17 protein-coding genes are annotated in these 23292 nt (G+C 51.9%); 2 read left to right on the forward strand and 15 right to left on the reverse strand.

What is annotated here, in order from left to right; translation table 11 throughout:
- Positions 1–12: 12 nt before the first annotated feature.
- From glyA to NG665_RS06245, 5 genes are all read right to left on the reverse strand, one after another.
- The gene (gene glyA / locus NG665_RS06225) at positions 13–1296 is read right to left on the reverse strand and encodes a serine hydroxymethyltransferase (protein ID WP_435366668.1); all 1284 of its coding nucleotides are present in this window, start codon (positions 1294–1296) and stop codon (positions 13–15) included.
- 145 nt (positions 1297–1441) lie between these two features.
- A complete protein-coding gene (locus tag NG665_RS06230) occupies positions 1442–2053 on the reverse strand; it encodes a sugar O-acetyltransferase (RefSeq protein ID WP_252672851.1) in 612 nt (203 codons plus the stop codon).
- Between the two features lie 9 nt (positions 2054–2062).
- Positions 2063–3643 (reverse strand): hypothetical protein, encoded by a 1581-nt coding sequence (locus tag NG665_RS06235; protein WP_252672852.1) that lies wholly within the window; start codon positions 3641–3643, stop codon positions 2063–2065.
- Between the two features lie 144 nt (positions 3644–3787).
- The gene (locus tag NG665_RS06240; RefSeq protein WP_252672853.1) at positions 3788–4453 is read right to left on the reverse strand and encodes a response regulator; all 666 of its coding nucleotides are present in this window, start codon (positions 4451–4453) and stop codon (positions 3788–3790) included.
- Positions 4450–5661: an ATP-binding protein gene (locus tag NG665_RS06245; RefSeq protein WP_252672854.1), complete on the reverse strand. Its 1212-nt coding sequence runs from the start codon at positions 5659–5661 to the stop codon at positions 4450–4452. Before NG665_RS06245 ends, NG665_RS06240 begins: the two co-directional genes overlap by 4 nt.
- Positions 5662–5775: 114 nt before the next feature.
- Between NG665_RS06245 and NG665_RS06250 the strand changes: the two genes are divergently transcribed.
- On the forward strand, positions 5776–7206 hold the full coding sequence (locus NG665_RS06250; RefSeq protein WP_252672855.1) for a PspC domain-containing protein: 1431 nt from the start codon (positions 5776–5778) through the stop codon (positions 7204–7206).
- A 213-nt stretch (positions 7207–7419) separates the two neighbouring features.
- Here NG665_RS06250 and NG665_RS06255 read toward each other — a convergent pair whose 3' ends face one another.
- From NG665_RS06255 to NG665_RS06270, 4 genes are all read right to left on the reverse strand, one after another.
- The gene (locus tag NG665_RS06255; RefSeq protein WP_252672857.1) at positions 7420–7785 is read right to left on the reverse strand and encodes a YchJ family protein; all 366 of its coding nucleotides are present in this window, start codon (positions 7783–7785) and stop codon (positions 7420–7422) included.
- 91 nt (positions 7786–7876) lie between these two features.
- The gene (locus NG665_RS06260) at positions 7877–8872 is read right to left on the reverse strand and encodes a malate dehydrogenase (RefSeq protein WP_252672858.1); all 996 of its coding nucleotides are present in this window, start codon (positions 8870–8872) and stop codon (positions 7877–7879) included.
- Between the two features lie 204 nt (positions 8873–9076).
- The gene (gene pgi, locus NG665_RS06265; RefSeq protein WP_252672860.1) at positions 9077–10735 is read right to left on the reverse strand and encodes a glucose-6-phosphate isomerase; all 1659 of its coding nucleotides are present in this window, start codon (positions 10733–10735) and stop codon (positions 9077–9079) included.
- 118 nt (positions 10736–10853) lie between these two features.
- Positions 10854–13097, reverse strand: coding sequence for an alpha-amylase family glycosyl hydrolase (locus NG665_RS06270; protein ID WP_252672862.1), 2244 nt, complete (start codon positions 13095–13097; stop codon positions 10854–10856).
- Between the two features lie 146 nt (positions 13098–13243).
- Here NG665_RS06270 and NG665_RS06275 point away from each other — a divergent pair, with 146 nt between their 5' ends.
- Positions 13244–15535 (forward strand): 6-phosphofructokinase, encoded by a 2292-nt coding sequence (locus tag NG665_RS06275; protein WP_252672864.1) that lies wholly within the window; start codon positions 13244–13246, stop codon positions 15533–15535.
- Positions 15536–15622: 87 nt separating this feature from the next.
- On the opposite strand, the gene NG665_RS06280 is transcribed toward NG665_RS06275, so the two are convergent.
- The 6 genes from NG665_RS06280 to NG665_RS06305 form a co-directional block, all read right to left on the reverse strand.
- Positions 15623–15895, reverse strand: a complete 273-nt coding sequence (locus NG665_RS06280) for a DUF3017 domain-containing protein (protein ID WP_252672866.1) — start codon at positions 15893–15895, stop codon at positions 15623–15625.
- Positions 15888–17249, reverse strand: a complete 1362-nt coding sequence (locus NG665_RS06285; RefSeq protein WP_252672867.1) for a cell division protein PerM — start codon at positions 17247–17249, stop codon at positions 15888–15890. Before NG665_RS06285 ends, NG665_RS06280 begins: the two co-directional genes overlap by 8 nt.
- 58 nt (positions 17250–17307) lie before the next feature.
- Complete coding sequence (locus tag NG665_RS06290; RefSeq protein WP_252672868.1) at positions 17308–18729, reverse strand: MFS transporter; 1422 nt, start codon at positions 18727–18729, stop codon at positions 17308–17310.
- 100 nt (positions 18730–18829) lie between these two features.
- Positions 18830–19756, reverse strand: coding sequence for a succinate--CoA ligase subunit alpha (sucD, locus tag NG665_RS06295; protein ID WP_252672869.1), 927 nt, complete (start codon positions 19754–19756; stop codon positions 18830–18832).
- A 9-nt stretch (positions 19757–19765) separates the two neighbouring features.
- Entirely contained in the window at positions 19766–20938 is a 1173-nt protein-coding gene (gene sucC, locus NG665_RS06300) for an ADP-forming succinate--CoA ligase subunit beta (RefSeq protein ID WP_252672870.1), read from the reverse strand.
- 154 nt (positions 20939–21092) lie between these two features.
- Positions 21093–23288 (reverse strand): acyltransferase family protein, encoded by a 2196-nt coding sequence (locus tag NG665_RS06305; RefSeq protein WP_252672871.1) that lies wholly within the window; start codon positions 23286–23288, stop codon positions 21093–21095.
- Between the last annotated feature and the right edge of the window lie 4 nt (positions 23289–23292).

A 23292-nucleotide genomic window follows, 5' to 3' on the forward strand; every position in this document is an offset into this window, starting at 1 on the left:
CAAGCCATGCAATCAGTGCGTTTGATCCAGACCCGGATATAACGGGAAGCGATCAGTCAGGGCAGCGACCCGAGCACGCAAGGCAGGAATATCAGCCGAGTTACCATCACGCAATGCAACGGCAATAATATCGGCGACTTCGCTAAATTCTTCGTCCCCAAATCCGCGCGTAGCCAATGCTGGAGTTCCGATTCGCAATCCAGACGTTACTGCCGGTGGACGTGGATCGAACGGGATCGCGTTACGATTGACGGTAATGCCGATCTCGTGGAGCAGATCTTCTGCTTCTTGACCGTTGAGTTCGTGGTTGCGTAAATCTACTAAAACGAGGTGAACATCAGTTCCGCCAGTGAGCACTGAGACGCCCTTATCAGCAACATCGGCAGCGATAAGACGCTCCGCAAGAATCTTTGCTCCGCGCAAGGTCCGCTCTTGCCGATCCTTAAACTCCGGTGTGCCAGCGAGCTTTAACGCAATAGCTTTCGCAGCAATCACGTGCATAAGCGGGCCACCTTGTTGGCCGGGGAAGACTGCGGAGTTGAGTTTCTTGCCGAGTGATTCATCACGAGACAAAATCATGCCCGAACGTGGACCACCGATGGTCTTATGAATAGTGGTGGTGACGACGTCGGCGTATGGGACTGGGCTGGGGTGTAACCCAGCGGCAACCAACCCCGCAAAATGAGCCATATCCACCCATAAGTATGCGCCAACTTCATCCGCAATCTCGCGAAAGGCCGCAAAATCTAAGTGCCGTGGGTAGGCAGACCAACCGGCAATAATCATCTTCGGCTTATGCTCTAGGGCTAGTTTGCGAACCTCATCCATATCGATGAGGTATGTTTGTGGATCTACACCGTAAGAGACAATGTTGAAGTTCTTGCCCGAGAAATTGATCTTCATGCCGTGAGTTAAATGCCCACCATGAGCCAGCGACAATCCCATAACGGTATCGCCGTGCTGAAGTAGTGCATGATAAATGGCAGCGTTGGCTTGTGCTCCAGCATGTGGTTGGACGTTAGCGTAGGCGGCCCCGAATAGTTCTTTGGCACGCTCAATAGCTAGATTCTCTGCAACATCAACAAATTCACAGCCGCCATAGTAACGCCGGCCGGGATATCCTTCAGCATATTTATTGGTTAGTACCGAGCCTTGTGCTTGGAGCACTGCGCGCGGCACAAAGTTTTCCGACGCAATCATTTCTAATGTGGCGCGTTGACGCCCTAATTCATCTTCTAGCACCTGAGCAATTTGTGGATCTAGCTCAGCAAGTGAAAGATCGAAAGAATCGACCACGTCGGCCCTCCTTAAGGACATCCATTAACGGTTACACATCTAGTTTACGCATAGTCTCCCACAGAACTTTAACACGTCTATATTGTGGGATATCGCCATCCACGTCGTGAACAGCGGTGAAGCTGGTTGTGTGTTTCACTCACACTTAGTTCAATAGGTGAGGTGGGATGACGTCGGTGGCACACTGATCTGCCGGGAGTTTTTTGACTACTTGCGCAGGGCTACCTAGGGCGACGACGTTGGCGGGAATGTCTTTTGTCACCACCGATCCCGCACCGATGACGGTGTTGTCCCCGATGGTGACGCCGGGCAACACGATCACACCGGCACCTAACCATACGTTATCGCCGATGTGAATCGGGCTACCGCCTTCCCAGCCTTGGCTACGCAGTGTGGGCTCGAGCGGATGCCAGGCGGTTAAGAGCTGGACGCGCGGTGCGATCTGACAGTTTTTGCCGATGGTGATGGGGGCGACGTCGAGAAAAATACAGTCGTAGTTGACGAATGTTCCGGCTCCGATTGAGGTGTGGATACCGTAATCTACTCGCAGTGGAGCACGTACGATAACTCCCTCGCCAACCTCCCCAAGCCAGTGGGTGAGCACAGCGTAGTGGGCATCCCAATCGGCTGCAGGCAAGGAATTGAATTCGTCTTGATATTTCATGGCACGCGCATGGATCTCTTGAAATTTGGGACCTTGCGGTGTGTAGAGCTGACCGTTGATCATGCGGTCATAGAGTTCTTCGTCGCGTTTCATCTTCTTATTCTAATTCTCTTTTCCTTCCGGAGATTCTTCCGCAGTTCTTTCTTCTTTAGTCCAAAAGTAGTCCCAGACATCCGGGATGAAATAGCCCGGGAGACGTTCTGACTCAAAGGTTCCCATATCGGGCAGAGAATACTGTATCTGTCTCGTTTCTTCGTCGATAGATTCTTTTAACGGGAAATACCCCTGCGGGTTATCAATCTTAAACTCTGACGGATTACTAAACTCTTTCCACTTACGTTTTATCCACGAGCACAGGCGTTGGACGAAATTCTTCTGCACATCAGTTGCGGATGCAGATTCTCTGCGCGCAACTTGAATCTGATGTGCGCGGATAAGGGATCTACCTAAGTAATAGGACGGCTTTTTACCCCCGATATTCTTGCACACAATCCAGATATCTAAGATTGTAGCGGCAAGAGCAGAACTAAAAATCCCGATTAAGAGCGCTTGAAAATATCCAGGTAGGTTTTCTTTATATGAGAGCACTATCAGCAAGAAGAAAAACGACTCATATAAGATAACAAAAATAAGATACCCGACATAGGGAAAAATACTCTCAATGGACAGCTTGACTGCAGGATAAAATCTTACCAGTAGAATTTTATGACGAATCAGGGAAACTAACACAACAACCAGCAGATATATCCCCAGTACCAGGATTTGTTTCCACACAGAAGCATTCGATATGTTCCATAAAAAAATTGGGATCGCAAAAATTGTCAATATATTCAGAAGTACTACTAAACCAAACTGAGCACTACCTATAGAATTATTTCTATATCTTATCTGAATATTCTTCCAGTGAGAATCTGCTGGTTGACTCTGGCCAGTTACCAGTTCAACACTCTTCTGAGCACGTTCCCATTTGTTTTGGTCATATAACGTCTTAATCGCCGCGATAATATACCGGTCAAGCGCTTGAGACTGAATAAAAAGGTAAATGTAGAAAAATAGAGTGGCAATACCAAGAGTGAATTGTAACCTACCGAAGGCTATCGGAAGCAAGATAAGAAGAAAAGGGCGAAAGAGAAACAAAAACATAGAGATACTACGGTAGTACGTCAGAACACTCACATGGTTATCAGCATCTCCAGCACCATTTAGCTCCGGATCAACCTTGAAATTAATCTTGTGCAATTTCTCTTCAGCGTCTGAGAGAGCAACCGTCGCCGCAATACCCACTGCAGCTAAGATAGTAAAAACTGTAGATAGCTCAGCATCACTAAGTTCTCTAAAAACACCACGAAAGAAATCGCGGACATAGCCCCAAACTACAGGATCGGGAGCTGCTCGAGGAACGACGGAGATCTTTAAGTTTTCAAGCTCTTCTGCCAGAAGATATCCCAAGCTAGGGCCACTGCCGCCGATCATATCTGAGAAATACTTAATAATAACAAAGAGGATAAAGCCTACAAGTGGTGCGAAAAAAATCACTAGAACGATATCGACGAAAACCATCCCTGCCAAAGATTCTTGTCGCGCTTTAACCACCGTCTTTTCTCGCTTCGCATCCTTCTTCGAGAAATTAAAACGCCCGGAGCGTTGCGGCTTCTTCTCAGCTACATCTTTATCATTCCCCATGAGCTCTCCGCCTAGAATTACTCGATCATTGAACATTCACATGATAAAGCATAAAACCCGAAAAGTAGGAAAAATGGTCGCGATCGCAGGCATATTCCGCGGGTCTGAGAACCTCAAATCTGCCTCGCAACGAGCAAGAATTGTTTAATCCAGGCCGCGCGCTGCCGCCCATCGTGAGAGCTCATGACGATTAGAGAGCTGGAGCTTGCGCAACACTGCCGAAACATGCGTCTCAACCGTTTTAATCGAAATAAACAACTCAGAAGCAGTCTCTCGATAGGTGTAGCCACGCGCGATCAGCCGCATCACTTCTTGTTCACGCTGCGATAAACGGTCAAGTTCCTCATCGCGCTGCGCCACATCGGCAGCATGTGCACCGAACGCATCGAGTACAAAACCAGCTAGCCGCGGAGAAAAAGCCGCATCCCCGCCAGCCACCCGCTCAATTGCTTCCACCAATTCGTTCGCACTAACTGCTTTGGTGACGTATCCGCGAGCGCCTGCGCGAATAACGGCAACGACGTCGTCGGCAGAATCTGACACTGATAGTGCAAGAAACCGGGTGGATACTCCGCCAGCTAACACACGGCGGGCAACTTCTGCCCCACCGCCACCGTGACCGCCGGGCAGGTGAACGTCGAGCAATACGACGTCGGGCGGGTTATCGCGCAGCGAACTGAGCGCGCTAACTGCACTATCAACCGAATCGGCTTCACCAACGCACACAATATCGGCGTAACTTTCGAGTTGGGAGCGCACACCGGCGCGTACCAAAGCGTGATCGTCTACGATAAATACTTTTAGACTCACTGGTTACCTCCCGAACTGATCCGCATGTGAACCTCCGAACCACCACTAGGTAGCGGGGAACGAATCACTACTTCTCCCCCAACTTTAGCAAGCCGGCCGCGAATCGAATCTCTAATCCCGGCGCGGTCGCGGGCAATCGCTTCCGGATCAAAGCCAGACCCGCGATCACGGACAAAAACCTCGCACGCACTCTCCCCAAGTTGGGCGTATAACGATATTTTCCCAGGCGCGTGTTTGGCCGCATTCGTCAACGCCTCCCGGGTAGCACCCAGCAAGGCATGGGTTGCCATATTCGGCTGGGCATCTCCGGTGATGACTGTATCGATCTCAGTATGGAATTTTTTATCAATTTCGGCTGCGATCTGGGAAATATTATCGGCCACAGATGTTCCTTCCACTGCCCGATCTGAATACAAATAGCGGCGTAAATCCCGTTCTTGGGCTCGGGCCAGTGTAGCTACTTCTTCTGCAGAATCGGCGCGCGAGCGGATCAACGCCAGGGTTTGTAACACTGAATCATGTAAATGGGCTGCGATATCGGCCCGCTCTGCTTCTCGGATACGTTGCGCATACTCATCGCGCAACTGGGTACGATTTTGCAGCAATACCGGCACTATCACGAATCCGATTGCGCTAATGACGGCCAAGCCCACACCCAGGCTCGCCATGGTTTGATAGATCCCGTAGTTTCGCGATGCGTAGGTCAGTGCGCCGAGTGTTGCGATAAGACTTCCAACAATCGTCCATCCGATCGGCGCAGAATCGTTACCAACCGGATGCGACCATGCGATGCCAGCACCGGCCAAAATAATGAGGAAGGAGATCAGACCAGAGCCGTATCCGTGTTGAATAACCACAATGCCTATCGCACTAGCCGCCAAAACGAGGGCGGTAATAACAAGTGGCTTGCATGCTGGGTTGGCTCGCCCGGTATCTGGGGTCAGTTCGTTCATTAACCGACGACGGCGACCAGGCAGACCCTCGTCTTTAGGTATGGTGACGGCTAAGATGACATAAATAATTATTCCGGCACCAAAAAATGGTGTGGCGACGACGAAGGCCCAACGCCATGCCGTAACCGATCCACCAAGATGCACACTTAATCCGCGCGCGACGCCGGCCAGTTTGCGCGGCGAGCGTCGCAACAGCTCGGGACGCTTCGCTAACCCTGGCGCGCGCAGATGTGAATAATCATTATCCGTCTTCATACCTTTTATCATCACATATGTAATGGACGGTTATGTCCCTGAAGAACAAGATCAGGGTCAAATCAGGGTATCACCCTATAGCTGGCAGACATGAGTATCTGCAACGATAAAGTTATGAACATTTTTGAACGCTTAACTGCCCAGCCGCTGCGCCGAACCAGTGACGGTTACCTTGGCGGTATCTGCGCTGGCCTTGGCCACCGCTGGGATATCTCTCCCTTTCTCCTGCGACTCGCAGTTATTCTCGCAGCTTTCTTGGGCGGTATCGGTGTTATCGCCTACGGTCTTGCTTGGCTTCTTTTGCCTCACGACGACGACGGCCGGATAGAACTACGCGAAATAGTAGAAGGTAGATTCTCAGGCGGATTTGCAGCCAGTGTTGGCATGCTCGTGATTGGAGTGTGGTACTTCTTTGATCAGGCTACACGCACACACTGGTTCTTCTTTTCGGGTCTGCCCTTCGCTTTCCTCGCTGTTGCTGGTGGAATCACTTTGTTGATCGTCGTGTTGCGAAAACAAAGCAGCTCGAAAGCGGATGATGCCCCAGCAATTCTGCCTGGTGAGAGTGCCGACGTTGCCGCCTCGTCTGCCTCGCCTGCCTCACAGCCAGTACCTACTACTCCCAGAGCATTTGAGGAGCCAGTATCTCAAACCACCACGCCGCAAAAACCGGTACATTCAACGCCACGTGCGCCACGCACCCCGGCACTTTCTGGTAGGTTCATCCTACTTACTCTCGCACTGAGCGCAACTGGCGCCGCAGTAACGCTTCTTGCTACGCCAAATACCATTGCTGCTGCGCTTCTAACGCTCGGCATCGCACTGTCAATCCTTGGCCTTGGAATTGTTTGGGCAGGAATACGCGGAAAACGCAGTAGCTGGCTAAGTTTCGTTGCAACGCTACTGGCTTTTCCAGTCGCAACCCTTATTGGACTCTCATTCATCATTCCAACCAGCTTGATGAATGCTCCTCAAGAACAGTTTTTTGCCCAATCACATCGAACCGGATCAGCTGCCATCATCGATAACCGGGAACACGTCGTCAAAGATTTGACCGATAACGCTACCATTACCTCTATCTTTTCTGACTCCCGCTTCATACTCGACCGTAATGATCCAGTCATCCTTGACCTGACCATTTTAGGAACGGCTACCATCGCCGACTTAGGCGGATGGGAAATTCGCAACCCTGAGGAAGGTAGCTTCATTACTGAGATTCCAGAACTGTACTCAAATGCAACCAATCTCAGTTATGCCGAATCGAAGTCATTTGGTCCAATCGATCCTGATGAATGGTTCGTAGCCCCATACGAAACAGACCTCCATGCCTCAGTCTTACCAAAAAAGCACATCACAATTGTCAGCCCGGCGGCTCGTCAAGCCCCTGACAAAGCCCGCCACATCAGAATCGATTATGGTGCGGGTAACGTGAACTTTTCCGAACCAGTCCACGGCAGGCAAGCAATAATTTTCGTTGCCAACCAGCGTGCGATCCCGGTGAAAACTGACGCACTGCCACCGTCGTCGTCGCAATCAAACCAGTAGGAGAAAGTAATGAAAATCGGAACGTTTTTGTGGGGTATTTTTATCACCCTATGTGGCAGTTTAGCCATTATACGAGGTCTAGGTACGCACTTCGATGGCTCTACCCTAGCTGTTGCTGTTCTTCTTATCTTTGCCCTGGCTTGTACTGTTGCGGCACTCATGCCCCAACGCCAACCACAAACTATGGGCAAACCACAACAGCCACACGATCCGCTATTGTTCACTCAACCTGAGGGGTTTGAGGTAGAACCAACGCCCCACTCGAGTCACGAATAATGACCGTTCATGCAGGCGACCAGGTTCCTTCGTTGACTGATCAATATAGGAGGCAATAAATTCAACCTGATCATCTGCAACATCAATAATATCCAAGCCCGTCCAATAGATACCTTTCGTAGAAACATCTACCGGGCGGGTTTTTGGATGCCATGATGAGAAAACGAAGTCCTCGCGCCCCAGCGCATAGGCAGCATAGCGTGCTCGCATGAGCTCTTCTGGGGATTTAGCTAGACGTAGTCCATCGTGTAGCTGCTCGCAACAATCCTTATATGACTTCCCTGATTGGCATGGACATCTCATATAGTTTTACTCTTTGCCGTAATTCATCATCCTACAGGTGATACGTTAAAGGCGGAGACGTTCGCCTCCGCCTTTAACGTATGGACTAAACTCAGATCAAACCAAGTTCACGCACTGCATCGGCTTCTTCTTGAAGAGCCTTGACGTTGCGCTCAATACCAGCCTTGGTGGTTTCAGAAAGCTCCAAACCTTCCACAACCTTCCACTCTCCACCTTCGGAGACAGCCGGGAAGCCGAAGATGATACCTTCTGGCACACCGTAGTGTGAACCATCAGACCAGATACCTGGGGTAACCCAGTCACCTTCAGGGGTTCCATTAACCCAGTTGTAGACGTGATCGATTGCTGCGGATGCTGCCGAAGCAGCCGAAGAAGCACCGCGAGCTTCAATAATTGCTGCACCGCGCTTGGCAACAGTTGGCACGAAATAGTCTGCGAGCCATGCTTCATCAACGAGCTCTGTTGCTGGCTTACCAGCAACGGTTGCCCATGAGACATCTGGATGCTGATCTGCGGAGTGGTTACCCCAAACAGTCATCTTCTTAATATCGGTCACCTTCGCGCCGGTCTTTTCCGCCAACTGCGAGATAGCCCGGTTGTGATCGAGGCGCATCATCGCGGTGAAACGCTCGTTTGGCACATCTGGCGCATTGTGAGCAGCGATAAGTGCATTGGTGTTAGCTGGGTTTCCAACAACAAGAATGCGAACATCATCAGCTGCGTGATCGTTGATTGCCTTACCTTGTGGGCCGAAGATACCACCGTTAGCAGCAAGCAGATCTGCGCGCTCCATACCCTTGGTACGCGGACGTGCACCGACGAGGAGACCGACGTTGGTTCCTTCAAACGCCTTGTTTGCGTCATCAAAAATGTTTACTGAATCGAGCAATGGGAATGCTGCGTCGTTCAATTCCATTGCGGTTCCTTCAGCTGCCTTGAGTCCTTGTGGGATCTCAAGGAGGTTTAAGCGTACTGGAACATCAGGTCCAAGTAGCGCACCTGATGCGATACGGAACAAGAGTGCATATCCGATGTTTCCTGCAGCGCCAGTAACGGTGACGGTAACCGGAGTACGAAGCTCAGCCATGTAGTCAACTCCTATAATCTCAGGCGCTGTTCCATGATTTTGCGGAACATCGCCAGTTTGTTCTTGAGCGAGACGTATTCTCGCACCACTTCTAAGACTACCTTGCTCAGTGGTGTTTCTGGGTGGCATTTAGTCCTGACTCCACGGAACTACTGTGATTTTGGTTCATGCCATCTTAAAAAACCGTGCCCACTGAGCAAGAAGTCACTTTGTCCGATGTGCGCGATAGTATTCGATCAATGCGCGTGTTGATTGATCTTCACTAGCCAGCGCTGCCTTATCTCCGCTCACTGCCTTCGTTAGTGCCTTAGCCATTTGCTTGCCGAGCTCAACACCCCATTGATCGAAGGAGTCAATTCCCCACACGATTCCTTGAACAAAGGTGATGTGTTCATAAAGCGCAATGAGTTGGCCGAGCACTGATGGCGTTAATTCGGGAGCCATAATTGAGGCAGTTGGCTTGTTTCCTTCGAAAACGCGGGCCGAAACGATCTCTTCGGCAGTGCCTTCAGCGCGAACTTCGTCAGCGGTTTTACCAAACGCGAGTGCCTTGGTTTGACCGAAGAAGTTACCAAGGAAAAGCTCGTGCTGGTCCGCATCTCCATCCTTAAACGCATATGTTGGATTGGCGAAAGCAATAAAATCAGCAGGGATGAGCTGAGTTCCTTGATGGATAAGCTGATAGAACGCATGTTGGCCGTTCGTGCCTGGTTCACCCCAAAATACTTCGCCAGTCTTAGAGGTTACCGGGCTGCCGTCCCAGCGAACCCGCTTACCGTTAGATTCCATGGTGAGCTGTTGTAGATAGGCCGGGAAACGGTGTAAGAACTGGGAGTATGGCAAAACAGCGTGGGTAGCTGCCTCCATGAAATTGACGTAGAACACGTTGAGCATGCCCATCAATACCGGGACGTTGCGTGCGGCGGGAGTATTGCAAAAGTGCTGATCCATCTTGTGGAATCCAGCTAAGAACTCGGCGAAGTTCTCTGGGCCGATAGCAATTGCTAGGGCGGTACCAACAGCAGAATCGACCGAGTAGCGCCCGCCTACCCAATCCCAGAAACCGAAAGCGTTTTGCGGATCGATTCCAAATTCGGCAACCTTATCTAGCGCAGTAGATACCGCAACGAAATGTTTCGCTACTGCCCCTTCAGTTGCCACTCCTTGCTCTTGGAGGGACTTTAGTAGCCAAGCGCGCGCAATGCGAGCATTTGTCAAGGTTTCCAAGGTGGTAAACGTCTTGGAGGCGACGATGAAGAGGGTAGTTTGCGGATCTAGGCCAGAAAGCTTTTGCCCGGCATCGGTTGGATCAATGTTAGAGATGAATCGGCATTCGAGGTTATCTGCCGTGAATGGCTTGAGGGCTTCGTATGCCATCACTGGGCCAAGATCAGAACCGCCAATACCAATATTGACAACTGTTTCGATTGGCTTGCCGGTAATGCCCTTCCATTCACCCGAGCGAATCTTGTTTGCGAAGGCGTAGACGCGCTGAAGTACTTCGTGAACATCGACGACGACGTCGCGGCCTTCAACCGTCAACGAATCTGTGACCGGCCGGCGCAAGGCGGTATGGAGAACTGAGCGGTTTTCGGTGATATTGATCCGTTCACCGTCAAACATTGCGTCCCGACGCTCGTCGAGGTTGACTTCCATCGCTAGCTCTTCGAGGGCTTCTTTGAGCTCATCGGTAAGCACCGACTTAGACAAATCAACAAAAAGATCTCCGGCACTGAAGCTGAATTTTTCGGTACGCTCGGGATCTTGGGCGAACCAAGAACGGAAATCGATCTGAAGTGAATTCTTCAGGTCCGCGAGTTTACCCCACGCGGTGGTTTGGGTTGCGTCTACAGGGGTAGGCATGAGTTTCCTCCAATATGATCGCCATGACGTTCATGATCAGCCGATATCGCTACCGGCTCTAGCAATCTTTTAGTTTAGCTTTTCGTACTAATTTTACAAACTTCCGTCACTGTAGTGACTAATTTTTGAGCTGTATCTGCGGGCCGCCAACAAGATAGGTGAATGACTGGCCGCGGCCCCCATCAGTAATGGCGCGATATTCAATTAATGTACCGTCATCAAACTCGCTCAGATCGTGGTAAACCCGCGGATCAGGACCAGCGATTGACCCCATCGCAAACCATTTGCCACTACCAACAATCCGATAGAAGAACGCAGTGTTTGCGTAGCGGTGGTCTTGGGTATCGGCGCTCAGTTCCAGGAACGATTCCTCTGTTTTCGTGCCCCGCAACGTGGTAATACCACTTCCGCGCTCTAGGCTATCGCCTGCGCGGTAAACGCTAACACTTCGTGCAGGAACCTCAATTTTGAGCTCAGTAACTCCATTGACGCTATTGGCGTGAAGTTGCCCGGGCGCAACATCCCTGACCTTACCGTCGGTTACGTTCATCACCGACCTCCAGTTCTTCGTCGTCGATAGGACCGGAATGGTCACCTCGACTGGTTCTGAACCAGAATGAGTAACGACGACGTACTCGACGTTTTCCTCTGGGTCAATACGTGAAAACGCATAGGTTTGCCCCTCGTGGAACAGTTCGATCTGGGAGCCGTTCGATAGCCCGGGATATTTTTTCCGCACCGCTGACAACTGGGCGATTCCTTGATACAGCGGAGTATCACGGGACATGTGCTCACCGGTCCCAAACAAGGTGCCGTCAGCTAAAGTTTGCTGCTGGTAACTAGGTACCTGGGTGGCAAACAACGGCTGATGAGAACTGCTGCCCACCCCTTGGCCAATCATTCCTTGCTCATCGCCATAATAGACAACTGGTTGGCCGCGCATAGTAAACATCAACGCATGGGCAAAGAGAGAATTAACTACCTTATCCCCGTCTAATTCACTGCCAATCCGCGCCATATCAGGGTTGCCAAGATACGTCGGCAGATCCAAGACGGTCGTTTTACCTGAAGCATAGCGCGGATCTTGATAGAACAGATTTGCCAGGCCCTGTGCTGAGCCTCCGTTTACATAATCGATAATTGTTTGGTGGAACGCCGAATCTAATACCGCATCCATATCAGTGGTGTGGACATAACTAGACAAAAGCGCAACGTCTGGCTCTGTCACTTCGCCAAACATGAAGAATTCACGATCGGCTTTGCGTTTAATAGCTTGCGTCCAGTGCGTCCAAAACTCTTGATTGACCTGAGTCAAACCAGAAATACCGAAACCATCAATTCCAGTCTCGAGCCATTTTTGGTAGATATCTTCCATGCCGCGAACTACTTGCGGGTTTTCCGTCATCAGATCGTCGAGACCATCGACGTCGCCAAACGTCAATGCTGGCCCAGCCGACGCCGACTCGCCGCGATTGTGGTACAAGGAGGTGTCATTGAGCCACTGCGGTACTTTTTTGGCCGTGCCAGATATTGGCGCATACGGAAAAGAGGCTGGATCAATCTCAGGAAAGTCGTGTGTTCCAGCTAGTTGTACAACATCGATTAGTTTACCGTCAACATCGCGGTAGGGCTTATCGGCCAGCGGAACAAAGGAAGTATCTTCTGCTGCGTAGGTGATTTCATCAGCAGTGTTGTTGGTTACCACGTCAATATAGATTTTCATGCCTCGCTTGTGGACCTGGGATACGAGCTCACGAAAATCATCCATCGTACCTAGATGCGGATCAATTTCGGTAAAATCTAAAATCCACCGGCCAAGATATGCCGCTGACTGTGCATCGGATTGGCCCTGGACTGGCTTATTCTTTAACGGCGCACTGATCCACAACGCCGTAGTTCCCAATCCTTGGATATAGTCAAGGTGCTCGATCAGCCCAGCAATATCGCCGCCAAGATAGAAATTCTCTTTGCTCGGATCAAAACCTGAAACGCGCGGATCTGCCCCGTATCCGCCGTTATCGTTCTTTTTGCTGCCGTTGGCGAATCGGTCAGTTAAAACATAATAGAATTGTTCGTTGCCATCTGCAGAGCGGTAAATCCCTTCCCGGGAAGCATCCGAGCCGCGAATAGCTGCATCTACCCCGAGATCAGCTGGCACAATAGCGCTACCGTCCACTTTTAAGTCAGCGCGCCCCGGCAGTTGGAGTGGGTAAGGTGCACCGTTAATCGTGATGGTGTGACTGCCGGCGTCGAAATGCGTGTAGCCTGCTGGTTGACCATTGGAACAACTGGCTAGGCCACCTAGAATCATCACCACACTGAGACTAGTTAGAACCGTCAATTGACGACGACGTCGAAACACACGAACCTCCACCCTTCTGTTCTTTTATTCTACTGGCTGGTAGGCACGAAAAACCGCACACGAGAAGAATTCCTCAAGATTTTCGCCTCAGATATGGCAAGATAAGATACGTAGATTACAAGGTATCCTGCGTTAAGGAGAAATACATGTTGGACATGTCTAAGCCACTGAGTGAAACTGAGCGTGCCGAACGACCAAAAATTGGCGTCCTCACCTCTGGCGGTGACGCTCAAGGCATGAACGCCGTCGTTCGCGCCGTCGTTCGAACTGCCCTCCACGCGGGAGCAATTCCGTTTGCCCTCCACGAAGGCTGGAAGGGAGCAATCGAAGGTGGCGACCTGATCCAAGAACTGTCGTGGTCCTCGGTATCTAATATTTTATCCAAAGGCGGCACCGCGATCGGAACCGCGCGCTCGGCAGAGTTCCGGGAACGCTCCGGGCTAAAAAAGGTCGTGCACAACCTCGTCGAGCGCGGGATCGACCGTCTCATCGCCGTCGGCGGAGATGGAACCTTGACCGGTGCAGACGAACTGCGGGAAATGTGGCCAGAGTTGCTTGAAGAACTCGTCGCCGAAGGAAGCGTTAGTCCCGAAGCTGGCGAACGCCATAAGCATCTGCGTATCGCCGGCGTCGTCGGATCAATCGATAACGACCTCGTGGGAACCGATATGACCATCGGAACTGATTCAGCCCTCCATCGCATTATCGAAGCTATCGACGCTATCGCAGCAACCGCAGCCTCACATCAACGCACATTCATTATTGAAGTCATGGGCCGAGCATGTGGCTATTTAGCCCTCATGTCTGCTATTGCTGGCGGCTGTGACTATGTGTTTATTCCTGAGCTTCCGCCAGAAGATGGCTGGGAAGAAGAAATGACGAATAAGCTGCGTACCGGCCGCGAGCGCGGCAGACGCGATTCGCTGATTATTCTCGCCGAAGGAGCCTTAGATCGAGCAGGAAATCCAATCACAGCAACTCAAGTAGCGGATGTTATTCGCCAACGTTTGGGTGAAGATGCACGCATTACCTCTCTCGGTCACGTCCAACGCGGCGGCCAACCAACCGCATACGATCGCTGGATGCCAACGCTCTTGGGCTACACCGCAGCACTGGATATGGTCAATGCCGGACCTGAAACCCAACCCACAATTATTGGTACCCAACGCAACCGGATTGTACGTATGCCGATGATGGAAGCGGTGGCCAATACTCGAAAAGTCAAGGCTTACTTGAAAGAGGGGAACTGGGAGGCCGCCATTGATTCACGCGGTGCTGGTTTCCGCGAAATGATCAATATTTTCGAAGCCATTTCTTCTCCTGCAGCAAAGACTCATTCTGAGCAGTCTGGGGCTGCACGAGTTGGCATTATTCATGCCGGTGGGTTGGCTCCCGGGATGAATCCGGCGGCGCGCGCGGCAGTAAAGCTCGGTATTGATCGTGGCTATACTATGGTCGGCATTGAAGGTGGCTTCCCGGGCTTACTTGAAGGTAAAACCCGAGTTTTAGAGTGGGGCGATGTGGAAGGCTGGGCAGAAGACGGCGGTGCCGAACTTGGTACTCGGCGCACAATCCCTTCCGTCGACCAATACTATGCGCTGTCTCGTGCTATCGAAAATGCGGAGCTGGATGCACTGATCGTCATTGGTGGCTTCAAGGGCTATAAGATGGCATTCGATATGATCCAGTCTAAGGATCGTTACCCGGGCTTCAATATTCCTATCGTGTGCGTCCCGGCGTCGATTGATAACAATTTGCCTGGCTCAGAACATTCGATTGGCGCAGATACTGCGTTGAATACAAATGTGGAAATACTCGATAAGATTCGCACCTCGGCTTCTGCCTCGCAGCGTTGTTTCGTTGCTGAAACGATGGGTCGAAAGACTGGCTATCTGGCGCTATTTTCCGCCCTATCTTCTGGCGCCGAGCAAGTGTATCTAGCCGAAACTGGTATCACATTGCCACAGCTTGCTCAAGATACCCAGCGCATGGTCAATGCTTTTAAACAAGGTCGGCACTTGTATCTGGTGGTTCGCAACGAGGATGCTTCATCGTATTACACAACCGATTTCTTAAGCCGTATCTTTGAAGAAGAAGGGCACAACCTGTTCGATGTGCGCACCTCGGTTATCGGACATGCGCAACAAGGCGGTAATCCTTCTCCGTTCGATCGTACGATGGCGGCACGTATCGTCAATACGGCAATCAACATTCTCGACGGCGAACTGCGTGCACAAACAAAAACGGCTCGCTCCTTCCATGTTGGCATGGTCAATGGCGTGCTTGAAGCAATGCCACTTACTCATATCGATGACATGATGGATATGGATGCACGCACTCAGATTGATCCGTGGTGGTTGCCGCTAAAGCATGTGGTTTATGTTGTTTCAGATCCAACGTATTCTGGACCGCTAGAAGATCTCGCAATCGTTTCATAAAATCTGATCGGTGTGATTCATGCCGATAAAATACTTGGCCCGGATGGCGATGTGCGCCTTCCGGGCCAAGTGTATAGCGATAAGCATTTAGACCACAGCTAGCGTATCTCCCCAATTAGCAAAGTAGCCTAAGACCATGGCCAGCCCTAGGAGAGTAAGAACATCAAACCAGCGCGAACGCACTTGGGGAACCATCCCCGCAGGTAGGATCAGCCGGGCAAGAGCTAAACCGATGAGGCTGCCAGCAAAGGTGTACATCGCTGGCTGGACTCCCCATGTGAACGAAAGCAGGATCACTACTCCTATCCAGGCAAGAAGGATGCCGAAGAAGAATATCGAGGGGACGCGATGTTCAGTCATTATGTGCCTCTTTCGTACTTAACTGGGTGGGAGCAGGATCGGGCATGTCAGAAGCAGAATCGGGCGCGCCAGGAGTAGGATCGGGCGCGCCAGGAGTAGGATCGGGCGCGCCAGGAGTGCCATCTGCAGATGCACGGCTAGTTTCATGTGATGGCAAAACATCGTTGAGTTGATCTGCTGGGTGGGTGCTAGCCTCTTTGTTTTCCGCTGATGGAACGAGGTCACGGCCCAGCGCAACGCGCATGCGACGCACAACCACTGGATGGATCAGGAATAAACCTGTTATCACTGGGATCCCGATAACCACGATGGTGAATCCAGCAGTCAGTGCCGGCACCGGGCCGGTGGTTGCCATTCGTCCTGGGCCAAGAGCACCGGAGGCGATAAAGGAGATGATTGAGACGCCCAGAGCACATACGGCCAGCGCACTCGCGCTACGAATCATGTGGTCACGGAGCGCAATCTCGGTACGGAAAACATATCGTCCCAGCACAACGCCAAAGAGAAGCGAAACTACTATCACTGCCACGAATAGCCAGATCATCGACGTACCTGGCTGCGGTAGTGCCCCGAAAACCGGGATAGCGGGCAACGGGCCGGCGTCAACCCCGAGTGTAGAAAAATTCGTGCCCGCACCAATAGCGAAGCCAGAACCGATGAGCCAGGAATAAAACCAGACCGCAAGTGAGGGCAGGTAGAGTAATTGGAGTATCACTAGCCCGATACTGCCCATCACTCCGGTTCGATAATAGCTGTGGACGTCAGCGATTGTGGAAAAATGGGTAAGGAGCATGGCGATCGTCGTCGTACCAGCGAGAACGATCATTCCTATACCAAACCACCGAATATATGGCGCAGCCGCAGCGAGGTATCGCCACAACGGCACAGTGAAAAGCAACTTCTCGCGCCCACTCCACACGGCAGTCAAGCCCGCCAACAAAACCGAACCGATAATGGCGAACCACCAGTCTCCGGGCGCGCGGCCAACTAGTCCAAGAACGATCACGACTGCCGGCCAGCTCAGCGCGCCAGCAAGAGCCTCAAGCCAGGTCGAGATCTCTCGGCTACGCCATGTTTGATATGAGGCGTAGACGACGAGAGTAGTGAGCAAAGTTGGCATGAGCGTCACCGGAGTTTCGCCGATGGTGACTGAACCGCCAAACACGCTCGTCCACCAGCCGGTAGCGAAGAAGGCTGCGTCTTGCCAAACGATATCTCCGAGCATTTGTGCCGAGGCGTTTAGCGTATAAAACACCATGACGAGGAGAAAGAGCCCGAACCATGCGAAAAATGGTGCGGCAATTCCTCCGCGGAAGATGTACCAGTATCTCGAAAGATCAATGTGCGTATTCATTACTTCTCATCGTCGCGCGTATTGGGACCAAACGCACGGTAATATCTCGGTGTGTTGCTTACGAATTTATGCTGTAGTTGCGGAACGTAGGTGAAAAGACGGCAAAGATCAGTGCTGCGATGATGACGGCTAGACCGCCAGCCCACACCGTCGTCGCCGCCCCCAGTGACTGGGCAACGAGTCCGTGGAAGACGTCGGCTAGGCGTGGCCCACCAGCAACGACGACGATGAATACACCTTGTAGCCGCCCACGCACCCGGTCATCAGCGCCAACGAGCAAAATTCCTTGACGGAAAGCCGACGAAGCCATGTCCGCTATTCCGCCGATCGCCAAGGAGATACAAGCCAGAAGAAGCATCGTAGCCGAGGCCCCCTGCGCCGCGCTGCTAGCCAGCCCGAGTCCAGTGATGGCAATCCCCCACACAAGCACCGCACCAATAACTGCCTGACCATATTTTTTCACTCGACTAATCCAGCCCGAGAAAAGCCCGCCAAGGAGTACCCCTACCGGCATCGCGGCGAAGAGGAAGGCAAACTCATAGCCTCCTTGGGCTGGGCCACCGAAGTTGATATGCGCAATCTCAGGAAAGAGCGCGCGTGGCATACCGAAAATCATTGCGATAAGGTCGATCACGAAACTGCCCAAAATGATGGGGTGGCGGGCAAGATACTGCAGCCCGTCGATCACAGAGCGCAACCCTGGTGAACCTTGCGGCTTATCGACTGCAAGCGCCGGAAGCCGGTAAACCGCGTAATAGGTAGCTAGCAAGGTTACTGCATCGATGGCATACAAATAGCTGTATCCCAGTAGCGGTATAAGCGCTCCGGCGATAAGCGGTCCGGCAATCGCCCCGCCAGCGAAAACAGTCATATTGAGTGCGGAGGCAGCTGGAATATGTTCTGCTGGAACGATTTTGGGCAAAATTGCGGTTCGTGCCGGCTGATTGAGTGCGAAACAAGCTTGTTGGACGGAGAAAATAGTGAGCAGTAACCAGACGTTGTCCAGCGCTAAAGCTGCCTGAATCCAAAACAGGAGCGAGGTCAAAATCAAGCCGCTTGTGGTATAGGTTAGGAGTTTACGCCGGTCCATGTGGTCAGCTAAAGTGCCACCCCACAACCCGAAAATAATCAATGGCACAAGCCCGAAAATACCGGTCAGGCCAACCATTGCTGAGGATTTCGTCAGATCATAGATCTGTGCCGGGACCGCAACCACGGTGAGCTGGGCGCCGATAATGGTGATGATGTTAGCTATCCACAATCGGCGAAAGTGTGGACTTTGCAGCGGGCGAGTATCGGCAAAGTATTTGCGTAGACGAGCCAACAGTGTTCCTTCCGGCAATCGTGTGGGTGCTAGATCTGCGTGTGCGATCGGCGTGCGAGATCTTTGTGTGAGCTTCCCGAGCTTGCGCATACGATCTGCACGGCCTTGCACATTTGATCTGCGCAAGTTCCTCAACGCTATCTGATTTTCGAACACTTAGACAACTGTGGATCCGAAGTGTGGTATGACTTCGGATCCACAGCATCTGACGTCTAGGATAAAGCTGACGTCTAGGATAAAACAGAAATTAAGGACGCTACTGCTTGCCGTGAAGAATCTCGCGAGCAATATTGGCTGCCTCGGTTGGGGTTTTGCCAACTCGTACGCCAACCGCTTCGAGCGCATCCTTCTTCGCCGCCGCAGTCCCAGCTGAGCCTGAGACGATTGCCCCCGCATGCCCCATCGTCTTTCCTTCCGGCGCAGTAAACCCGGCAACGTACCCGACAACCGGCTTAGTAACGTGGTCCTTAATGAAGGCTGCGGCGCGCTCTTCAGCATCACCACCGATCTCACCAATCATCACGATCAGCTCAGTTTCGGGATCGGCTTCGAAGGCTTTGAGTGCATCAATATGAGTGGTGCCAATAACCGGATCGCCGCCGATACCAATACAGGTGGTGAAACCGATATCGGCCAGTTCAAACATCATTTGATAGGTCAATGTTCCAGATTTTGATACTAGCCCGATCTTTCCTGGACCAGTAATATCTGGCGGGGTAATACCAACGTTTGACTGACCGGGGGTAATAATACCTGGGCAGTTAGGCCCAATTAGGCGCACGCCTTTTTCCTGTGCGTAGCTAACGAATTCAGCGCTGTCTTTTACCGGAACCCCTTCAGTAATAACAACGACGAGGTCAAGGCCAGCATCGACTGCTTCAACAACTGCTGCCTTGGTAAAAGCAGGCGGGACGAAAATAACTGAAACATTTGCTCCAGTTGCTTCTTTTGCTTGCGCCACTGTGCCATAGACGGGCACTGAGACTGTTCCACCGGTACGTTGGGCTGCACCGATACCAATAGGTTCGACGTCGAAGTCAATACTGGTACCGGCTTTGCGCGGGTTGGTTCCAGCAACAATCTGGGTGCCAGCTCCAAGCATGCGGCGAGTGTGTTTCTGGCCTTCGGATCCGGTCATACCTTGGACGATAACTTTGGAGTCTTTATTGAGGAAGATTGCCATGATCGGGTCTCACTTTCTAGCGAGCTGGGCAGCTTGTGCGGCAGCTCCGTCCATTGTTTTTTCCAGCCTGACAAGGCGATGGTTGGCTTGGGCTAAGATTTGCCGCCCTTCGGCAACCTTGTTTCCGTCCAATCGCACCACAATTGGTTTATTCGCTGCGTCACCAAGGATATCTAGGGCTGCAACGATCCCCTTAGCAACTTCATCGCATGCAGTAATTCCGCCGAAAACATTAACGAAAACGGACTTCACATCTGGATCGTTGAGAATAACATCCAAACCGTTCGACATCACTTCGGCGTTTGCGCCACCGCCAATGTCGAGGAAGTTTGCTGGGCCGACGCCGAATTCTTCACCGGCGTAGGCGACGACGTCGAGTGTGGACATGACGAGTCCGGCACCGTTGCCGATGATGCCGACTTGCCCGCCGTCGAGTTTGACGTAGTTCAAGCCGAGGGACTTCGCGCGGGCTTCAAGTGGGTTCTCGGCGCGCTTATCGACCAGTTCAGCGTGGTGGGGGTGGCGGAAGCGAGCGTTATCATCTAGGGAGACTTTGCCATCGAGTGCGATGATCTCTCCGTGCGGAGTTTTGACTAACGGATTGACTTCAACGAGTGTGGCATCTTCTTCAGTGTAGGTATTCCAGAGTTTAATCAGAACTGACACTAGTGCATCGTGTTCTGCTGGATCGAATCCTGCCTGGGTTAGGATCTCACGCGCGACCTCTTCGGTGATGCCTTCGTTGGGATCGATCGAAACTTTCGCCAGTGCTTCGGGGCGTTCTGCAGCGAGCTGTTCAATATCGACTCCGCCTTCCTTGGAACACATAGCCAGGTATTGCCGCCGGGAGCGGTCTAGGAGAATGGAAAAGTAGTATTCTTCAGCTATATCTGAGCCGGCAGCAATAAGCACATGGTTTACAGTGTGGCCTTTGATATCCATACCTAAGATAGCTTCGGCTTTTTCGCGTGCTTGATCAACTGTACGAGCAAGTTTCACGCCACCGGCTTTGCCACGCCCACCGGTTTTGACTTGGGCTTTAACAACAACGAGATCGCTTGTTTGAAGGAGTTTTTGGGCTGCTTGTTCAGCTTCTTCTGGAGTGCTCGCCACTATGCCGGGCAAAACTGGCACATCGTGCGCAGCGAAGAGCTCTCGGGCTTGGTATTCGTAGAGATCCACGGACTGTCCTTCCGTTATGGTCATATCCTCGTGCCAATGTCTCAACATCGAGACATATATAGTAGCCTACCCGTTTTCCGAATTTTGTGGTAGCTATTTGGAAAGTTTTTCGGTGTGTTGCGAAAGTTTTTCTATGAACTAGCGCCCAGATCCACTAGTTACTTCCTGAGCCGTCCGTATCGTTCGCATCGTTCGCATCGTTCGTCGAAGTATCGCCACCAGTGCGCGTCTGGGTGCCCGACGGTGATTGCTCATCGGCGGTGCCAGTGCCATCCTTATCTGGCGCGCTGTCTTGTGCTGGTGGCTCAGTTTCCCACCCGGTTCCAGGCTCAAGGTTGCGTTGGGCAGAGAACTTTTTAGCGCTTGCCGTGATGGTATCTTTAACAAGTTGGCCGTATGCGTTGGCGCCTTCGATCGACGTATGAGTGGAATCGACTTGCAACAAGTGTGGCTGTTGCGCAGCGAGGGCATACCAGTCAATGAGTTCTACGTTAGGGTATTCGTTGACGACTTGGGTGATTAATTGGTTACTGCGCTCTACGAACGTCGATGGAGAGTAGATGTTGGCAATAAAAATCATTCGCTCCACACCGAGCTGCTCGATGGCGTCACGGATAAGATCAGCATCATCTACACCCCCGTTCGTACCGAAATCGAGCACAACCACTCGGCCGAGTTTTCCTTCGGTTTCGGCTTGCGCGATCATGTCCTTGGCGTGAACCCATTGGGTGGAAGGCTCTCCGAAAGCGTTGACGCCCGGCATCGCATGCACCAATCCGGTGCGCGAGGCAGAAACCATCGAATCACCGATCACTGTTACTTCATAGGTATTGGGAATCGTGGTGTCGAGTTTCGCAGACAAGGTTGTGGGCCGGTTTTTGCGCGGTAAATCAGAGGAATCATCGCTCTTTTGCGTGCCCGACTCCGACTGCTTTCCTTGGTCGTTTCCAGAGATTGAAAGTTTCGCCGAATCGCTTTGGCTAGCTTCAATCAGTTCTTGGGTGCTGGTTTTATCGGGCGCGAAAATCACGGCCGCCGCCGTTGCGATGCTTAAAACGCTCGCTAAAGCGACCGAAGTTGTGATGACTGCATGTTTCGGGATATTGGATCGGATCGCATACAAACAGTTTCGATAGCCGTATCGTCGCACCGGAGTTTCGATGAAGCGATAGGAAAACTCTACGATAATGGCTGTTAATACTATAGCTATAAGGGAGCGCAGACTTTGTGCCCAGCTTCCTACGGCCACTGGATATAGCGCAGCAGCTAGCACTAAGACGGGCCAATGCCACAGATATAGACCATAGGAGCGCGAACCAACCCACCGAAGTAGCGATAGTTCGCCGAGTTGAGCGATAACCGAATGCGGGAAAAGCATATCGGCGATAACAAACACCGTTGCGATTGAGGCTACCAGCATGCCACCCATGTATGCCCACGGGCCATTGTCAGGCATGATGAGGATGAAAATCCCGAGCGTGACGGCCGCGCTCCACCCGTAGAGTGCGTGGAAGGAACGCCAATGCTGGGTGGCAAAAATTCGCGGCCGATCACTGGCCCAGAAAAATGCGAGTGTGATCCCGGCACATAATCCGAAGATGTGGGTATCTGTACCGTAGTACAACCGCGTCGTGTTATCGCCGGAATAGAGCACGAGCATCAAAATGGCGGAGGCAAACATCATCGATAGCGACAAAGCTATTCGAATGCGTAGCGAGTCAAGGAGTGCTACAACGACGAGCATGATGAGTGGCCAGAGTAGATAGAATTGTTCTTCGATGGCTAGAGACCAAAAGTTTTTGAAGAGCATGGGCGCAGTGGTATCGAAATAGCTCGTTCCGTGAGCGATTTCGAGCCAGTTTGTTGAAAACGTCAGGGCACCGAGAATCTGACGGCCGATCCCAACGATAAGATCTGAATTGATTGCCCACGCTGCTGGGACAACGGTAATGATCAGCACAAGTAATGCCGGGACGAGGCGCCGAGCACGGCGTACCCAAAACTGTGCAAGGTTGATGAAGTTATGTTCTCGGTCTTCACGTAGCAAGAGTGTGGTGATGAGGAATCCGGAGAGAACGAAGAAAATATCGACGCCAAGGAAGCCACCGCGAAATACCTGCGGCCAGAGGTGATATGCAATAACTGCTAGCACCGCAATTGCTCGAAGCCCATCTAATCCAGCTATATATCCGCCCTGGTCAGAAAATGAGGTTGGACGTGCTCCGTTCATCTGGCTATGGGGCCACGCCCGCCGACGCCGCGCGGTGGTAGATGTGCGCGGGCGCTGACCTATACTACCCCCATCACGTGCAGTGTGCGGGGAACGCAGTGAATAAGACGGATCTTTCATCGTT

Origin of the sequence: Arcanobacterium pinnipediorum, assembly GCF_023973165.1 — a bacterium.
Taxonomy (GTDB): domain Bacteria; phylum Actinomycetota; class Actinomycetes; order Actinomycetales; family Actinomycetaceae; genus Arcanobacterium; species Arcanobacterium pinnipediorum.